Source organism: Mesorhizobium sp. CA13, assembly GCF_020165235.1.
Classification (GTDB): domain Bacteria; phylum Pseudomonadota; class Alphaproteobacteria; order Rhizobiales; family Rhizobiaceae; genus Mesorhizobium.
Genome location: NZ_JAIUHS010000019.1, coordinates 14094 through 29133 on the forward strand (window position 1 = coordinate 14094; position 15040 = coordinate 29133).

Genomic DNA, 15040 nt, shown 5'->3' on the forward strand with positions numbered 1-15040 from the left:
GCTTTTCTCAGCCCGCCTTGTTCACGCGCATGTACCAGTCGACCAGCCGTCGTACCTGCCGTTCGGTGTAGCCGCGTTGCACCATGCGCTGCACGAATTCATTGTGCCGCTTTTCCGTGACGCTGTCCTGCTTGGAGCCGAAACTGATCACCGGCAGAAGATCTTCGACCTGGCCGAACATGCGCTTCTCGATAACCTCGCGCAGCTTTTCGTAGCTTGTCCATGACGGGTTGCGGCCGTGGTTGCGTGCCCGGGCACGCAGCGTGAACTTGACCACTTCGTTGCGGAAATCCTTGGGGTTGGCGATGCCGGCCGGTTTTTCGACCTGCGACAACTCCTTGTCCAATATCTCGCGATTGAGGATCTGGCCCGTATCGGGATCCTTGTAGTCCTGATCTTCGATCCAGGCATCGGCATAGGCGATGTAGCGGTCGAATAGGTTCTGGCCATACTCGCTGTATGATTCCAGATAGGCCTTCTGGATCTCGTGGCCGATGAACTCGGCATAGCGCGTCGCGAGTTCCGACTTGATGAATTCGAGATAGCTCGCTTCCGTCTCCTTTGGGAACTGCTCGCGCTTGATCGCCTCTTCCAGGATGTACATCAGGTGCACGGGATCCGCCGCGACCTCGTTGGTGTCGTAGTTGAATGTCTGCGACAGGATCTTGAAGGCGAAGCGCGTGCTTACGCCGGTCATGCCCTCGTCGACGCCGGCGGCGTCGCGATATTCCTGAACCGATTTGGCCCGGGGGTCGACCTCCTTGAGGTTTTCGCCGTCATAGGCGCGCATCTTGGTGTAGAGCGGCGAATTGTCGTGCTCGGCAAGACGGGTCGAGACCGTGAACCGGCTGAGAATATCCAGCACTTCGGGTGCGCAGGGGCTGCCGGCCAGCTCGCTCTCGCGCAACAGTTTCTCATAGATATGCCTCTCCTCGGTGATCCGAAGGCAATACGGCACCTTGACCACCAGGATGCGGTCGAGAAAGGCCTCGTTGTTCTTGTTGTTCTTGAACTGTTGCCATTCCGATTCGTTGGAATGGGCGACGATGATGCCCTGATAGGGAAACGCGCCGAAATTCTCGGTGCCGTTGTAGCTGCCTTCCTGGGTTGCCGTCAGCAGCGGATGCAGGACCTTGATGGGCGCCTTGAACATCTCGACGAATTCGAGCAGGCCCTGCGTGGTCCGGTTCAGCCCGCCGCTGTAGGAATAGGCGTCCGGATCGGACTGGCTGAAATCCTCCAATTGCCTGATATCGACCTTGCCGACCAGCGCCGAGACATCCTGATTGTTCTCGTCGCCAGGCTCCGTCTTGGCGATGGCGATCTGGCGCAGCCGCGAGGGCATCAATTTCACCACGCTGAATTTGGAAATGTCGCCAGACAATTCATCAAGCCGCTTGGCCGCCCAGGGCGAGATAATGCCGTTGAGGCGACGCCGGGCTATGCCGTATTTGTCCTCCAGCAGGTCGCCCATGCGATCGGGATGGAACAGGCCAAGCGGCGATTCGAAAATCGGACTGATCTGATTGCCGGCCTTCAGCGTGTAGATCGGGCGTTCCTCCATCAGTTTCTTCAGCCGTTCGGCCAGGGAGGACTTGCCGCCGCCGACAGGGCCGAGGAGATAGAGGATCTGCTTGCGCTCCTCGAGCCCCTGGGACGCATAGCGGAAATAGCCGGCGATGCGTTCGATCGTATCCTCCATTCCGTAGAAATCGGAGAAGGTGGGATATACCTTGACCGTGCGGTTGGAGAAAATGCGGCCGAGCCGCTCGTCCTTGCTGGTGTCGACCAGGGTCGGCTCGCCGATGGCCTCGACCATCCGTTCCGGCGCCGAGGCATACATTGACTTGTCTTCCCGGCAGGCAAGGAGATATTGCTGGAGGCTTATTTCCTCCTGGCCCGCGTTCGCATAAATCTCCGAAAACAGATCGAAGACGTCGGACTGGTTCTCACCCATGATGGTTGCCCTCAGAGCCATTCTGGCTGCCGCCCGGCTCATCTTATTCAACTACCGGGATGCATTGTGGTTCCCTCCACATTGGAGAGAGCGTTGTATTTGCATCGAACCTGGACAGCACACTGTTGCAATGCTCGTCTGACACCTCAGGTGGTGATGGCCAGAGGAGACCGTCAAGGGCAAATATCGATTTCGTGAACCGAACGGCAGAGCGAGTGCATTTGATGCGGCTGGTATGGTCTTGAATCAGACCTTTTGAGCACTCCCAAATCCAACAGGATGCTCGTGGTGCGTGGGCATTCCTGGTCTACATATCGAGCCCAACGATCGGGAGATTGCGATGATCGATCGACGAAGCTTCATTCTGGCTTCCGCGGCGGCGATGTTGCCATTGGGCACATCGACCGCATGGTGCCGGAGCCAAGCCGTGCCGACAACCTTCGATTACGGGCCGGCCAAGCTCGATATCTATGCACCGGATGGCGCACGCGGATTGCCGGTCGTCTTCTTCGTCCATGGCGGCGCCTGGCGGTCCGGCAAGCGCTCGCAGGTCAACGCGAAGCCGGCCTTCCTGCTCGCCAACGGCTTCTGCCTGGTCTCCATCGACTATCGCATGCTGCCCGAAGCCGAGGTCGCCACCCAGGCCGGCGATGTCGAAAAGGCCTATGCCTATGTCCGCGCCAACATTGCCCGGCATGGCGGCGATGCCAAGCGGATCGTGGCCATGGGCCATTCGGCCGGTTGTCACCTCGTTGCGCTGACCGGCATGCGCGGCGGTCTGCCGGATGTGGCCGCTCTGCTTCTCGACGACACCAGGGCCTATGACCTCACCGCGCTTGCCAGGAATGGCGGCATGGCGCGGGCCTATGCGCGGGCCTTCCCCGATCCCGCTCAATGGGCGGCGTTGTCGCCGGCCAGTTATGTAGACGGCCGCAAGCACCCGCCGACCTTCATCGCCTACTCAGGCGCTTCGGGCCGGGGCGAGGACTCCAAGGCCTTTGCCGAGCGCTTGCGCGCCACCGGCACCAAGGTGACGCTGTTCGACGGCAGCGCCTACACGCATATGTCGATCAACCGCGATTTCGGCGAGGATGGCGACGCCCTGACCGGCGCGGCACTGGCATTCCTGAAATCGGCGGTTGGGTGATTCCGGCATCGAAACGGAACCCTGAACGTCACCGCGAGGAGGACCGGCCTACCAGCGCGTCTTTTCGCCCGGAGCCGCCGGTTCGATCGCCAGCGCGTGCAGGCCTGCCTTCAATTCGTCGGCCAAAAGCGCGTTGACCGCGCGGTGGCGCTCGATGCGGCTCATGCCGGCAAAATCCTGCGAAACAATGCGGACGCGGAAATGCGTCTCGCCGGTGCCGTCGAACGTAGCCTGATGGCCAGATTCCGGATGATGATGGCCGGCGTGCAGATGGCTTTCGTTAATCACGGCCAGCCGCTCCGGCGAAAATGCCTTTTTCAGCTTGTCTTCCATGGTTGCCTGTATGGACATTGCCGTCTCCCTTCACCACATATCGCCAGCAGGATCGCGGAAGCCGAACCGACTTCGTTGCATGCCGCGCTTCAACAAAATCGGTCCTTCGCCCGCTTTATGCCGCGATTCAGCGGTTAGGGCGATCATCGCGAAAATGTCAATTCTTGTTTCGCATCTGCGAACGCCCCATAAATGGGTTAGATGAAGCCGTATCCCAAATATTTCGAGAAGATCCGCATCCGCCAGGAGAAGGACGCGGAGCTGAAGTCGCACGCGCCGGTCTGCCAGTGGGATGGCTGCAAGGAGGCGGGCACCCACCGCGCTCCGGTCGGGCGCATGAAGGAGGGCGAGTATTTCCGCTTCTGCTTCGACCATGTGCGCGAGTATAACAAGGGCTTCAACTATTTTTCCGGCGTGCCGGACACCGAGGTCGCCCGTTTCCAGAAGGAGGCGATGACAGGCCACCGGCCGACCTGGAAGATGGGAGTCAATGGCGCCTCGACGCGCTCGTCGCCCGATATGGCGCAGATGCGCTCCGGCCGCGCAGGCTACTACAACCGCATGCGCGACCCGTTTGACCTGTTCAAGGGGCCGAAGGATCCGCGCGAGGTGCGTGAGCGCAAGGCCAAGCCGCTTGAGGCCAAGGCGCTGGAAACGCTTGGCCTTGATACAAAGGCGACTGGCAAGGAGATCAAGGCGCGCTATAAGGAACTGGTGAAGCGTCACCATCCGGATGCGAATGGCGGCGACAGAGGTTCGGAAGACCGGTTCCGCGATGTGCTCCAGGCCTATCGCGTGCTCAAGCAGGCGGGTTTGTGCTGAGCAACCCAACGGTTCGTGTCGTTTTCCAACTTTCATAAGGGTGGAAAAGGCTCTAAGACCGCCCCCGGACAAAATCGATTGCCGGCGAAATCAGTCGTTTCGCCCGTGGAGACGTGGATAGAGATGAACAAGGTCGACCGCGACATCGCCAACCTGCCCGACACCACGGTGTCGGTGAAGGACAAATTCGGCTTCGACTCCAAGATGGTGGTGCCGGCCTATTCGGTCACCAGCGAACATGTGCCCGACATCGATCCCGACTATCTTTTCGACAAGGCGACGACGATGGCGATCCTCGCCGGCTTCGCCTACAACCGGCGCGTCATGGTGTCGGGCTATCACGGCACCGGTAAGTCGACCCATATCGAGCAGGTCGCGGCCCGCCTCAACTGGCCTTGCGTGCGCGTCAATCTCGACAGCCATGTCAGCCGCATCGACCTCGTCGGCAAGGACGCGATCGTGGTCAAGGACGGCTTGCAGATCACCGAATTCCGTGACGGCATCCTGCCATGGGCCTACCAGCACAATGTGGCGTTGTGCTTCGACGAATACGACGCCGGCCGTCCGGACGTGATGTTCGTCATCCAGCGCGTGCTGGAATCGTCTGGCCGGCTGACGCTGCTCGACCAGAGCCGCGTCATCCGTCCGCACCCGGCGTTCCGGCTGTTCTCGACCGCCAACACGGTCGGGCTCGGCGACACCACCGGCCTCTATCACGGCACCCAGCAGATCAACCAGGCGCAGATGGACCGCTGGTCGATCGTCACCACGCTGAACTACCTGCCGCACGACAATGAGGTGAACATCGTGCTGGCCAAAGCCAAGCACTATCGCGACGGCAAGGGCAAGGACATCGTCAACAAGATGGTGCGCGTCGCCGACATGACGCGCTCGGCCTTCATCAACGGCGACCTGTCGACCGTGATGAGCCCGCGTACCGTCATCACCTGGGCGGAGAATGCCGAGATCTTCGGCAATATCGGCACGGCGTTCCGGCTGACCTTCCTCAACAAATGCGACGAACTGGAGCGCTCGGTGGTTGCCGAGTTCTACCAGCGCGCCTTCGGCGAGGATCTGCCGGAGAGCGCCGCCAATGTGGTGCTGGGCTAAGCAGAGCCTCGATGGCGGGTCCGGGCGACAATACGCGCAACAAGTCGAAAACGGGCTCTGAAGCCGACAGCTTCAAGCGCGCCGTCACCGTCTGCATGCGCGCCATCGCCGGCGACAAGGAAATGGAAGTCGGCTTCGCCAAGGACCGCCCGGCGCTCGCCGGCAGCCGCGCCCGGCTGCCGGAATTGCCCAAGAAGGCGTCCAAGACCGACATAGCCATCACCCGCGGCCTCGGCGATTCCATGGCGCTCAAGCGCGCCTGTCATGATGTGCGCATCCACACCAGGCTGGCGCCGGAAGGCAAGGCGGCCCGCGCCATCTACGACGCGGTCGAGCAGGCGCGCGTCGAGGCGATCGGCAGCCGCGCCATGCAAGGGGTCGCCGACAATATAGGCTCGATGCTGGAGGACAAATACGCCAAGGCCAATCTCGTCGACGTCAAGGACAAGGCCGACGCCCCGATCGAGGAGGCGCTGGCGCTGATGGTGCGCGAGAAGCTGACCGGCCGGCCGGTCCCCAAGAGCGGCGAGCGGCTGGTCGAGCTCTGGCGCCCCTGGGTCGAGGAAAAGGCCAGCGCCGACCTCGACGGGCTGTCGTCCAAGCTCGACGACCAGCAGGCCTTCGCCCGCGTCGTGCGTGAAATGCTCGCCTCCATGGAAATGGCCGAGGAACTCGGCGACGAGCAGGAGACCGAAGACTCAGAGGACAATGACGACAACCAGCCGCAAGGCGAGGAACAGAGCGAGGAAGGCGGCGAGGACGATTCCGGCTCCGAACAGTCGCAGTCCGAGGATGCCGAAGCCTCTGCGGACGACGAGCAGTCGGCCGAGACCGAAGCCTCCGACGCCACTGCCGACGATTTGTCCGACGATGACGATGCCGATGCCGAGACGCCCGGCGAGGCGCGCCGCAACGACAACCCCTTCACCAACCTGCCGAAGGAGATCGACTACAAGGTCTTCACGTCAGCTTTCGACGAGACGGTGGGGGCGGAGGAGCTTTGCGAGGAAGAAGAGCTCGACCGGCTGCGCGCTTTCCTCGACAAGCAACTCGCCAACCTGTCCGGTGTCGTCGGCCGGCTGGCCAACCGTTTGCAGCGCCGCCTGATGGCGCAGCAGAACCGGTCGTGGGATTTCGACCTGGAAGAGGGCTATCTCGACCCGGCACGGTTGGTGCGCGTCGTCATCGATCCGATGCAGCCGCTGTCCTTCAAGCAGGAGCGCGACACCAAATTCCGCGACACCGTGGTGACGCTGGTGCTCGACAATTCGGGTTCCATGCGTGGCCGGCCGATCACCGTCGCCGCCACCTGCGCCGACATTCTGGCGCGCACGCTGGAACGCTGCGGCGTTTCGGTCGAGATTCTGGGCTTCACCACGCGCGCCTGGAAAGGCGGGCAGGCCCGCGAGAAGTGGCTGAAGGACGGCAAGCCGCCGAATCCGGGCCGGCTGAACGACTTGCGCCACATCATCTACAAGTCGGCCGACCATCCCTGGCGGCGGGCACGGCGCAATCTCGGACTGATGATGCGCGAGGGCCTGCTCAAGGAAAACATCGACGGCGAGGCGCTGCTGTGGGCGCATAACCGGCTGATCGCGCGACCCGAACAGCGCAAGATCCTGATGATGATCTCGGACGGCGCGCCGGTCGACGATTCGACGCTGTCGGTCAATCCGGGCAATTATCTCGAGCGCCATCTGCGCGCCGTCATCGAGCTGATCGAGACGCGCTCGCCGGTCGAGCTGCTTGCCATCGGCATCGGCCATGACGTCACCCGCTATTACCGGCGCGCCGTCACCATCGTCGATGCCGAGGAACTGGCCGGTGCCATGACCGAGCAATTGGCTTCGCTGTTCGCCGAGGAAAGCGCACGCGATACACGGCGCGGCGGCATGCGGCGCGCCGGATGATCTTTTCGCGCGGCGGATTTCGACAAGCACTTTTCGCCGCCATCGCCCTGTTTGCCGGTGCAGCCCCGGTGCCATCCAGTTCGGCCGGCGCGACCTCGGTTGAACCGGTCGAGGTTTCGGCCCGTCCGATCACCGAATTCCGTATAGGCCGTACCGACAGGCAATTCGGTCCGCTCGAATTCGTCGGCGGGCTCGAGATGACGTCGCCGTCGCGCGATTTCGGCGCCCTGTCGGCCTTCCGTTTCCTGAAAGGCGGTCGCGACTTCGTCGGCGTCGCCGATACCGGCTTCTGGTTCTTCGGCACCGTGACCCATGATGCGGACCAGCGCCCGTCAGGCATCCGGGACTTCCGCATGGAACAGATGGTCGATGCATCGGGCCAGCCGATCGACGAGAAATCGAAAGTCGATGCCGAGGGGCTTTCCGTCAAGGACGGCATTGCCACCGTGGGTTTCGAGCGCAACCATCGGGTCGCCCAGTTCAGAATAAACCCCGACGGTATGAAGGCGCCCTTCAGGCAGATGGATTTCCTGGTTCCGGCATGGGAGCTGCGCCGGAACAGAGGCTTCGAGACGGTCACCCACGCCAATGCCGATGGCCGCCACCAAGGCGGCCTGGTCGTGGTGTCGGAAAAGAGCTTGGACAAGGCTGGCAACATCTATGCCGCCATCATCGAAGGTCCGCACAAGGGCGTCTTCACCGTCAAGCGCAACGGCGATTTCGACATCACCGATGGGGCCTTCCTGCCGGATGGCGACCTTCTGCTGCTGGAGCGCAGTTTCACGATGGCAGGAGGCCTCAAGATGCGGCTTCGGCGCATTGACGGCGAGACCGTGGAGAAGGGCGCGGTCGCCGACGGTCCGGTGCTGCTGGAAGCCGATATGGGCTACCAGATCGACAATATGGAAGGGCTCGACGTCTGGACGCGCGAAGACGGCGCGCTGATGGTGTCGCTGATCTCCGACGACAATCACTCGATCCTGCAGCGCAATCTCTACCTGGAATTCATTTTGCACCAGGACTGAGCAAGGCCGCTGCGGTCAGGGCCTTGTGGCGATCCAGATGACATGGCGCGCGCCGCGCTTGCCGTTGGCGCGCGTGCTCGCCTCCTCGACCGCGAAACCTGCCTGCTTCAGCCGCCGGGTGAAGCCGCTGTCCGGCCCTTGCGACCACACGGCAAGCACGCCGCCGGACTTCAGTGCGGTGCGCGCTGCCGCCAGGCCCTGCAGGCTGTACAGCGCGTCGTTGGATTTGTGAACGATGCCGTCCGGGCCGTTGTCGACATCGAGCAGGATGGCGTCCCAGACCGCGGGCCGGGATCTTATCAACTGCCCGACATCGGCCTCCCGCACGATGACGCGCGGGTCGTCGAGACAGCCACCAAACAGCTCGGCCATCGGCCCTCGCGCCCACGCGACGACCGCCGGCACCAGTTCCGCGACAGTGATTTCGGCATTCTCAGCTAATTCGTCGAGAGCGGCGCGCAGCGTAAAACCCATGCCAAGCCCGCCGATCAGCATTCTCGGCTGTCTGCGGCCGGCGATCCTCTGACAAGAGAGCTTCGCCAGCGCCTCTTCCGAGCCGCTGAGGCGGCTGTTCATCAACTCGTTGGTGCCCAGCATGATCGAGAATTCGGAACCGCGCCGCTTGAGCCGAAGCTCCTGCGCGCCATCCGGGGTTTTCGCGGAGTCCAGCTGGATCCAGGGAATCACGCGCCACCTCTCTTCCTGGCCGTGATCTGGTCCGAAAACCGGATTCCACTTTTCGGGATCACGGCCTAGACCGCGGCAACAGCCGGCTGGCTCCAGCGGGCGGCGAGCAGCCGGTAGGGGATCAATGCCACGACGGCGATGATCAGCTTCACGCTGAGGTCGCCAAGTGCCCAGGAGACCCAACGCATGGCCTCGACCGGCAACACGCCCATCAGCGGCGCCGTTTCCAGCGCAAAACTGTCGCTTGGGCCAACGAAGGCGAAAGCCGCGGAGAAAGCGACGCTGAAGAACACGACGGTGTCGAACACCGAGCCGACCAGCGTGCCGACGATCGGCGCCCGCCACCAGCTCTGTCGGCGCAGACGGTTGAACACGGTCACGTCGAGCAATTGCGCGGTGAGGAAAGCCGCGCCGGACGCCGCCGCGATGCGCGCCAGCCGGTCGGCGGCGGTCTCGAATTCGATGAAACCATGGCGGAACAGGAAGGGCGGCACGAGGACCGAGCAGACCACCGCCGTCATGAAGCCGACAAAAACGATCCGGCGCGCCACGGCAGGCCCGTAGCGGCGATTGGCGAGGTCGGTGACGAGGAAGGAGAAGGGATAGGTAAAGGCGCCCCAGGTCAGCAGGTCGGCCAGCGACAAGCCGCCGATCTGGCCGTGCATCGGGAACTGCACGAGGATGTTCGATGCCACGACGACAAGCGCCATGGCGGCCACGAAGGGCAGGTATCGCGAGAAGGAAGTCATTTTTTTATCCTGGGTAATGGAACCAGCGGAGCGTCATGCCGAAACCGGATCGCGCTCGCTTTGTTCGAGCACCGGATTTCCGAAACCGCCTTGCGGACGGTGATCCGATGCTCAAGGCCGACAAGAGGTTGGCCAGGGCGGTCGTCCCCCGCCTGAAAGACAGTTTACGCGGCAGCCTGCTCGGCGAGCTTCTTGGCGATCTGCTTCTTCAAGAGGCGCGCGCGCTGCGACAGCTCCTTGACGTCAGCCTTGACCAGGAAGGCATCGAGACCGCCGCGATGCTCGACCGAACGCAGCGCGTTGGCAGAGATGCGCAGGCGCACATTCTGGTTCAGCGCCTCCGAAATCAGCGTCACGTTGACGAGGTTCGGCAGGAAGCGACGCTTGGTCTTGTTGTTGGCGTGGCTCACATTGTTGCCGGTCTGGACTGCCTTGGCAGTGAGTTCGCAGGTGCGGGACATGGTTCTAACCTTCAGTTCTCTCGGGGACCTGCCAAACCTTCGTGCCCACGCCGGGTGGCGCGCGGTTCTGGTCAAGCGGCCTTATGGAAAAAGTTGGCGTTCCATAGTTGCATTTCGCCGATGCGTCAAGCTCCAGCCTGGCCCAGCGGCATTTCACATTAAGGCCGGAATTCGTCGTATAAGCGGTTCCATAGGGACATGCCAGACCGGAGTTGTCCGCCTCCGGCTGAAATCAAGGACCCGATCGCGCCATGCTTCGCTTGCCCCATGCCCTTGCCGCCGCGCTGGCCGCCGCCTCACCGTCGGCCGCGACGGCCGCCGCGCCGCAGTCCTTCAGGGGCGAATACACGGTGTCGTTCCTCGGCCTTTCCATCGCGAAATCCAGCTTTTCCAGCCATTATGAGAACGGCGTCTATTCGATCGACGGCAGCGTTTCCGCGGCTGGTCTGGCCAAGCTGTTCGACGATACGCGCGGCACGATCTCGTCCAAGGGTACGATCTCGGGCCAGAAGATGGTGCCGCAGGCGTTCCGCGCGGACTACACTTCCGGCAAGAAAGCCTCCGCGATCGACATCCGTTTTGCCAATGGCAACGTCACCTCGACGACGGTCGTTCCCGCGCCGGAAAAGCGCGATCCCGAGAGTTGGGTGCCACTCGGCGCCGGCGACCTGGCATCGGTGCTCGATCCGATGGCGGCGACCGTCATCCATGCCGACAGCCTCGACAAGGTCTGCGGCCGCACGGTGAGGCTCTATGACGGCGAGATGCGCGCCGACCTGACGCTGAGCTACGCTTCGAAAGGGTCGATCTCGGTGCCCGGCTACAAGGGCGACACGGTCACCTGCCGGATGGGTTTCGAGCCGGTGGCGGGCTATCGCAAGGGCCGCAAGGCGCTCAACTACCTCAAGAACAAAAGTCGGATGATGGTGACGTTTGCACCGCTTGGCCAAACCGGGGTATATGCGCCGATCCGCGCGACGGTCGGGACGCAGATCGGCACCTTGACGATCAGCGCCAGGCGGTTCGAAGCAATACAATAAGGCGCCACGCGCGCCGCTGGAGACAGAATGGGGCGCGCGACACTGATCGGCTTTTCGGCCGTCGCCATGTGGGCACTGCTGGCGTTGCTTACGGACGCATCCGGCAAGGTGCCGCCGTTCCTCTTGTCGGCGATCACCTTCTCGATCGGCACCGGGGTCGGGCTTTTCGCGCGCCTTTTCATGCCGGCCGCTGATAAAAGCCAGAAGATACCTCGCCAGGTTTGGGTGATCGGCATTGCCGGCCTCTTCGGGTACCATTTCTTCTACTTCACCGCGCTGCGCAACGCGCCGGCGGTGGAGGCGAGCCTGATCGCCTATCTGTGGCCGCTGCTGATCGTGCTCGGCTCGGCACTGATGCCGGGCGAGCGGCTGGCCTGGAACCATATCGTGGGCGCGCTGCTCGGCCTTGCCGGCACCGTGCTCATCGTCACCAAGGGCGGCGGCCTCGCCTTCGACGCGCGCTATGCCTTCGGCTACGCCATGGCTGCCGTCTGCGCCGTGCTGTGGTCGTCCTATTCGCTCCTGTCGCGGCGTTTCCCTTCGGTGCCGACCAGCATCGTCACCTGGTTCTGCGCGGCGACCGCGCTGCTGTCGCTTGCCTGCCATCTGGTGCTGGAAGAAACGGTGCTGCCCGCGAGTGCCGGGCAGTGGCTTGCCGTGCTCGGTCTCGGCCTGATGCCGGTCGGGGCAGCCTTCTATGCCTGGGACGTCGGCGTCAAGCGGGGCAACATCCAGGTGCTGGGCGCGGCAAGCTATGCCGCGCCGCTCCTGTCGACGCTGGTGTTGATCGCGGCCGGCGTCGCCGAGCCGTCGCTGCGCATCGTCGCGGCCTGCGTGCTCATCACCGGCGGGGCAGCACTTGCGGCAAAGTCGCTGCTCCTGCGCAAGCCCACCGAAGGCGGAGCCCGGGCATCCGAAAGCGGAGCCGGGGCATCCGAAGGCGGAGCCCGGGCATGACGATGCCGTTTCCAGGCGGCATCGACGGCAACGCCAATGCGACGCTGATCTTTTCGCTGGTGGCGGCGGTCGTCTACGCCTTCACATCAGGCATGGCGCCGACGCTCGCCCGTTCGGCGGCAAAAACGCTCGCCGTGGCCATGCTTGCCGTGCTGGCGGCGATGCAGGGCGGGCCGCTGCTGCTGGTCGCCGCCCTTGCACTGAGCGCCGTCGGCGACGCCTTCCTGTCGCGCGACGGCGAAAAGATGTTTCTGGGCGGGCTGGGCAGCTTTCTCGCCACGCATATCGTCTATGTCGTGCTGTTCCTGCGCAGCGGCGAGGGGCTGGGAGTGCTGGCGGCCGAACCCTGGCGCGCGGCAATCACACTTGTCATGGCGGTGTTCGTGATCCTCATGCTGGCGGCGCTGTGGCGCCGCATCGGCCCGGCCCTGCGGGCGCCGATCGCGGGCTATGTCGCGGCCATCCTCGCCATGGGCATTTCGGCGCTGACGACGAGCAGTGCCGCTGTTATCGGCGGCGCCATTCTGTTCATGGCCTCAGACGCGCTGCTGGCCACGGAACGGTTCCTGGCGGCCGCCATTTCGCCGCATCGCGCCTGGATGCGTTTGGCGGTCTGGGTGCTCTACTACACCGCCCAACTTGCGATCACGCTTGGTTTCCTGCTGCGTTAAGGCTGTTTTGGCCGCCAGCCGGGCTCCGCCAGTTCAAACGCCGCAAAGTCGAAGCCCGGCGCCACCGTGCAGCCGACCAGTGTCCACTCGCCCAAGCTGCGTGCCGATTGCCACCAGCCCGCCGGCACGACGATTTGCGGCCGCTCGCCGGCGGCGAACTCGATGCCGAGCACCTGCTCGATCACCCGGTTAGCCCTTGGGCCGCCTTCTTCCCATATCGACAACGCCAGCGGCGCGCCGGCGTAGAAGTGCCACGCCTCGGCGGCATCCCTGACGCGATGCCAGGCGGAAACCTGGCCCTGCTCCAGCAGAAAATAGATCGCCGTCGAGTGGCCTCGGGCCCCGCCGCCACCGTCGCGAAAGGTTTCCGTGTACCAGCCGCCTTCCGGGTGCGGCTTCATGCCAAGGAGGGCGATGATTTCTGCGGAACTCGTCATGGTTTCGACCAGTGTCGCTTGGCCTAGAAATTATCCTTGCGCTTGCGGATTTCGGCAAAAACCTCGACGTCCGACGCCTTCTCCATGCCGAGATGCCTGCGGATTGCCGGATCGTGCCAGCGCAGGAAAGGGTTGGTCGACAATTCCTCGCCGATCGTGGTCGGCAGCGTCGGCTTGTTATCGGCGCGCAACGCTTCAATTTTTGCCGCGCGTTCCTTCAATGCCGAATTGGTCGGGTCGACGCTCAGCGCGAAACGGGCGTTTGCGAGCGTGTATTCGTGCCCGCAATAGATCACGGTCGCGGCAGGCAGTGCCGCGAGCTTCTTCAGGGATTCAAACATCACCGGCGGCTTGCACTCGAACAGCCGCCCGCAACCGAGCGCGAACAGTGTGTCGGCGGTGAACGCCACTTTCGATGCCGGCAGGTGATAGGAGACGTGGCCGGCGGTGTGGCCGGGGGTGGCGATCACTTCGATACGTTCTTCGCCGAGATGCAGGACCGAACCGTCCTCGACCGTGTCGTCAATGCCGGGGATCCTGGCCTTTTCCGCTTCGGGACCGACGATGCGCAGCTTGAACCGCTGCTTCAGCGCCAGATTGGCCTCGACATGGTCGACATGGTGATGCGTGGTCAGGATGACAGTCGGCGTCCAGCCGGTGCGCTTGACCGCGGCCAGGATCGCCGCCTCTTCCGGCGCATCGATAAGCGCGGTCTGACCGCTTTTGGGGTCATGCACCAGCACGCCGAAATTGTCGCTGCGGCACATGAACTGTTCGATTTCGACCGCCATCGCATCTCTCCATCTTCGCCGCAGACATAGGACGCCGACGCGCAGATGTCATCCCGAAGATGACTGATGTCAGGATGCCATTCGACATCCGGGATCTTGGGACGTCGCGGCCTTTGTTGAAACGCGCCGATATCGCGGCTACATCCCTGACATGCATTCCGACATCGTCGATCTCCGCTCCTTCTATTCGACAGCGCTCGGTCGCTTCGCCGAGCATTCGATCACCATGGCATTGTCATCGATATGGGCCACCGTCCCCAATGAGCGGCTGGTGGGGCTCGGCTACACCTTACCGTGGCTGGAACGGTTCGGCAGCGACGCCGAGCGGGTGTTCGCCTTCATGCCGGCGACGCAGGGCGCCGTGGTCTGGCCGGCGACGGGGCCGACCGCGACGGCTCTGGTTTTCGATGAGGAACTGCCGCTGGTCGATTCCTGCATCGACCGCATGCTGCTCGTGCATTCGCTCGAACATGTCGAAAACCCGCGCGAAACGCTGAACGAGATCTGGCGCGTGCTGTCGCCGGCCGGCCGGGTGGTCATCGTCGTGCCCAACCGGCGCGGCGTCTGGGCGCGGTTCGAGCACACGCCGTTCGGCAATGGCAGGCCCTTCTCGCGCGGTCAGCTCACCGAATTGCTGCGCGAGGCGAATTTCACGCCCGCCGCCTGGTCCGACGCCCTGTTCTTTCCGCCATCGCGGCGGCGTTTCATGATGCGCTTCCACAATATGCTGGAGCGTGCCGGCCGGCGGCTGTGGCCGATCTTTTCCGGCGTCATCGTGGTCGAGGCGCAGAAGCGGCTCTATCAGGGCGTGCCGGCCGCCCAGCGCGCTTCCCGACGGGTTTTCGTGCCGGTGCTTTCGCCGCATGCAGCAACGCGGCTCGGCCGGCGGATAGAGACCGGGGCCACGACATCACCGGGTTCGCGAATGACACCTTCGTGATCA

General features: G+C 63.4%; 16 protein-coding genes. 9 read left to right on the forward strand and 7 right to left on the reverse strand.

Annotated elements, in window-relative coordinates:
- Positions 1-7: 7 nt before the first annotated feature.
- Positions 8-1957: a PrkA family serine protein kinase gene (locus tag LB566_RS28525; protein WP_224629384.1), complete on the reverse strand. Its 1950-nt coding sequence runs from the start codon at positions 1955-1957 to the stop codon at positions 8-10.
- Between the two features lie 340 nt (positions 1958-2297).
- Here LB566_RS28525 and LB566_RS28530 point away from each other — a divergent pair, with 340 nt between their 5' ends.
- A complete protein-coding gene (locus LB566_RS28530) occupies positions 2298-3104 on the forward strand; it encodes an alpha/beta hydrolase (protein ID WP_224629295.1) in 807 nt (268 codons plus the stop codon).
- A gap of 48 nt (positions 3105-3152) precedes the next feature.
- Here the strand turns inward: LB566_RS28530 and LB566_RS28535 are convergent, their stop codons facing one another.
- Entirely contained in the window at positions 3153-3455 is a 303-nt protein-coding gene (locus LB566_RS28535) for a BolA family protein (protein WP_224629297.1), read from the reverse strand.
- 183 nt (positions 3456-3638) lie between these two features.
- On the opposite strand from LB566_RS28535, the gene LB566_RS28540 reads away from it, so the two are divergent.
- From LB566_RS28540 to LB566_RS28555, 4 genes are all read left to right on the forward strand, one after another.
- Positions 3639-4259, forward strand: coding sequence for a J domain-containing protein (locus tag LB566_RS28540; protein WP_140553331.1), 621 nt, complete (start codon positions 3639-3641; stop codon positions 4257-4259).
- 123 nt (positions 4260-4382) lie between these two features.
- On the forward strand, positions 4383-5369 hold the full coding sequence (gene cobS, locus LB566_RS28545; protein WP_224629298.1) for a cobaltochelatase subunit CobS: 987 nt from the start codon (positions 4383-4385) through the stop codon (positions 5367-5369).
- A gap of 11 nt (positions 5370-5380) precedes the next feature.
- Positions 5381-7279, forward strand: a complete 1899-nt coding sequence (gene cobT, locus LB566_RS28550; RefSeq protein WP_224629299.1) for a cobaltochelatase subunit CobT — start codon at positions 5381-5383, stop codon at positions 7277-7279.
- Positions 7276-8304 (forward strand): esterase-like activity of phytase family protein, encoded by a 1029-nt coding sequence (locus LB566_RS28555; RefSeq protein ID WP_224629300.1) that lies wholly within the window; start codon positions 7276-7278, stop codon positions 8302-8304. Before cobT ends, LB566_RS28555 begins: the two co-directional genes overlap by 4 nt.
- A 15-nt stretch (positions 8305-8319) precedes the next feature.
- Here LB566_RS28555 and LB566_RS28560 read toward each other — a convergent pair whose 3' ends face one another.
- The 3 genes from LB566_RS28560 to rpmB all read right to left on the reverse strand — a co-directional run bounded on the left by LB566_RS28560 (position 8320) and on the right by rpmB (position 10201).
- Entirely contained in the window at positions 8320-8991 is a 672-nt protein-coding gene (locus LB566_RS28560; protein WP_224629303.1) for a hypothetical protein, read from the reverse strand.
- Between the two features lie 65 nt (positions 8992-9056).
- Positions 9057-9740: a queuosine precursor transporter gene (locus LB566_RS28565; RefSeq protein ID WP_224629305.1), complete on the reverse strand. Its 684-nt coding sequence runs from the start codon at positions 9738-9740 to the stop codon at positions 9057-9059.
- 164 nt (positions 9741-9904) lie between these two features.
- On the reverse strand, positions 9905-10201 hold the full coding sequence (gene rpmB / locus LB566_RS28570; protein WP_224629315.1) for a 50S ribosomal protein L28: 297 nt from the start codon (positions 10199-10201) through the stop codon (positions 9905-9907).
- Between the two features lie 251 nt (positions 10202-10452).
- Between rpmB and LB566_RS28575 the strand changes: the two genes are divergently transcribed.
- The 3 genes from LB566_RS28575 to LB566_RS28585 are packed head-to-tail and all read left to right on the forward strand — an operon-like array spanning position 10453 to position 12869.
- Positions 10453-11241 (forward strand): DUF3108 domain-containing protein, encoded by a 789-nt coding sequence (locus LB566_RS28575; protein ID WP_224629316.1) that lies wholly within the window; start codon positions 10453-10455, stop codon positions 11239-11241.
- A 27-nt stretch (positions 11242-11268) separates the two neighbouring features.
- Positions 11269-12198, forward strand: a complete 930-nt coding sequence (locus LB566_RS28580) for a DMT family transporter (RefSeq protein WP_224629317.1) — start codon at positions 11269-11271, stop codon at positions 12196-12198.
- Positions 12195-12869, forward strand: coding sequence for a lysoplasmalogenase family protein (locus tag LB566_RS28585; RefSeq protein ID WP_224629324.1), 675 nt, complete (start codon positions 12195-12197; stop codon positions 12867-12869). Before LB566_RS28580 ends, LB566_RS28585 begins: the two co-directional genes overlap by 4 nt.
- Here LB566_RS28585 and LB566_RS28590 read toward each other — a convergent pair.
- Positions 12866-13306 carry a cupin domain-containing protein gene (locus LB566_RS28590; RefSeq protein WP_224629327.1) on the reverse strand — a complete coding sequence of 147 codons (441 nt, stop codon included), beginning with the start codon at positions 13304-13306 and terminating at the stop codon, positions 12866-12868. The genes LB566_RS28585 and LB566_RS28590 overlap by 4 nt on opposite strands.
- 23 nt (positions 13307-13329) lie before the next feature.
- Complete coding sequence (gene gloB / locus LB566_RS28595) at positions 13330-14097, reverse strand: hydroxyacylglutathione hydrolase (RefSeq protein WP_224629328.1); 768 nt, start codon at positions 14095-14097, stop codon at positions 13330-13332.
- A gap of 151 nt (positions 14098-14248) precedes the next feature.
- Between gloB and LB566_RS28600 the strand changes: the two genes are divergently transcribed.
- Positions 14249-15037, forward strand: coding sequence for a class I SAM-dependent methyltransferase (locus tag LB566_RS28600; protein WP_224629329.1), 789 nt, complete (start codon positions 14249-14251; stop codon positions 15035-15037).
- The last annotated feature ends 3 nt before the right edge of the window (positions 15038-15040 follow it).

Excerpts from the sequence above, each read along its gene's own strand:
- LB566_RS28535 (WP_224629297.1), bottom strand. The coding sequence starts at position 3,455 with ATGTCCATACAGGCAACCATGGAAGACAAGCTGAAAAAGGCATTTTCG.
- LB566_RS28580 (WP_224629317.1), top strand. The coding sequence starts at position 11,269 with ATGGGGCGCGCGACACTGATCGGCTTTTCGGCCGTCGCCATGTGGGCA.
- cobT (WP_224629299.1), top strand. The coding sequence starts at position 5,381 with ATGGCGGGTCCGGGCGACAATACGCGCAACAAGTCGAAAACGGGCTCT.
- LB566_RS28600 (WP_224629329.1), top strand. The coding sequence starts at position 14,249 with ATGCATTCCGACATCGTCGATCTCCGCTCCTTCTATTCGACAGCGCTC.
- LB566_RS28585 (WP_224629324.1), top strand. The coding sequence starts at position 12,195 with ATGACGATGCCGTTTCCAGGCGGCATCGACGGCAACGCCAATGCGACG.
- LB566_RS28525 (WP_224629384.1), bottom strand. The coding sequence starts at position 1,957 with ATGGGTGAGAACCAGTCCGACGTCTTCGATCTGTTTTCGGAGATTTAT.
- LB566_RS28555 (WP_224629300.1), top strand. The coding sequence starts at position 7,276 with ATGATCTTTTCGCGCGGCGGATTTCGACAAGCACTTTTCGCCGCCATC.
- cobS (WP_224629298.1), top strand. The coding sequence starts at position 4,383 with ATGAACAAGGTCGACCGCGACATCGCCAACCTGCCCGACACCACGGTG.
- LB566_RS28540 (WP_140553331.1), top strand. The coding sequence starts at position 3,639 with ATGAAGCCGTATCCCAAATATTTCGAGAAGATCCGCATCCGCCAGGAG.
- LB566_RS28530 (WP_224629295.1), top strand. The coding sequence starts at position 2,298 with ATGATCGATCGACGAAGCTTCATTCTGGCTTCCGCGGCGGCGATGTTG.
- gloB (WP_224629328.1), bottom strand. The coding sequence starts at position 14,097 with ATGGCGGTCGAAATCGAACAGTTCATGTGCCGCAGCGACAATTTCGGC.
- LB566_RS28565 (WP_224629305.1), bottom strand. The coding sequence starts at position 9,740 with ATGACTTCCTTCTCGCGATACCTGCCCTTCGTGGCCGCCATGGCGCTT.
- rpmB (WP_224629315.1), bottom strand. The coding sequence starts at position 10,201 with ATGTCCCGCACCTGCGAACTCACTGCCAAGGCAGTCCAGACCGGCAAC.
- LB566_RS28575 (WP_224629316.1), top strand. The coding sequence starts at position 10,453 with ATGCTTCGCTTGCCCCATGCCCTTGCCGCCGCGCTGGCCGCCGCCTCA.
- LB566_RS28590 (WP_224629327.1), bottom strand. The coding sequence starts at position 13,306 with ATGACGAGTTCCGCAGAAATCATCGCCCTCCTTGGCATGAAGCCGCAC.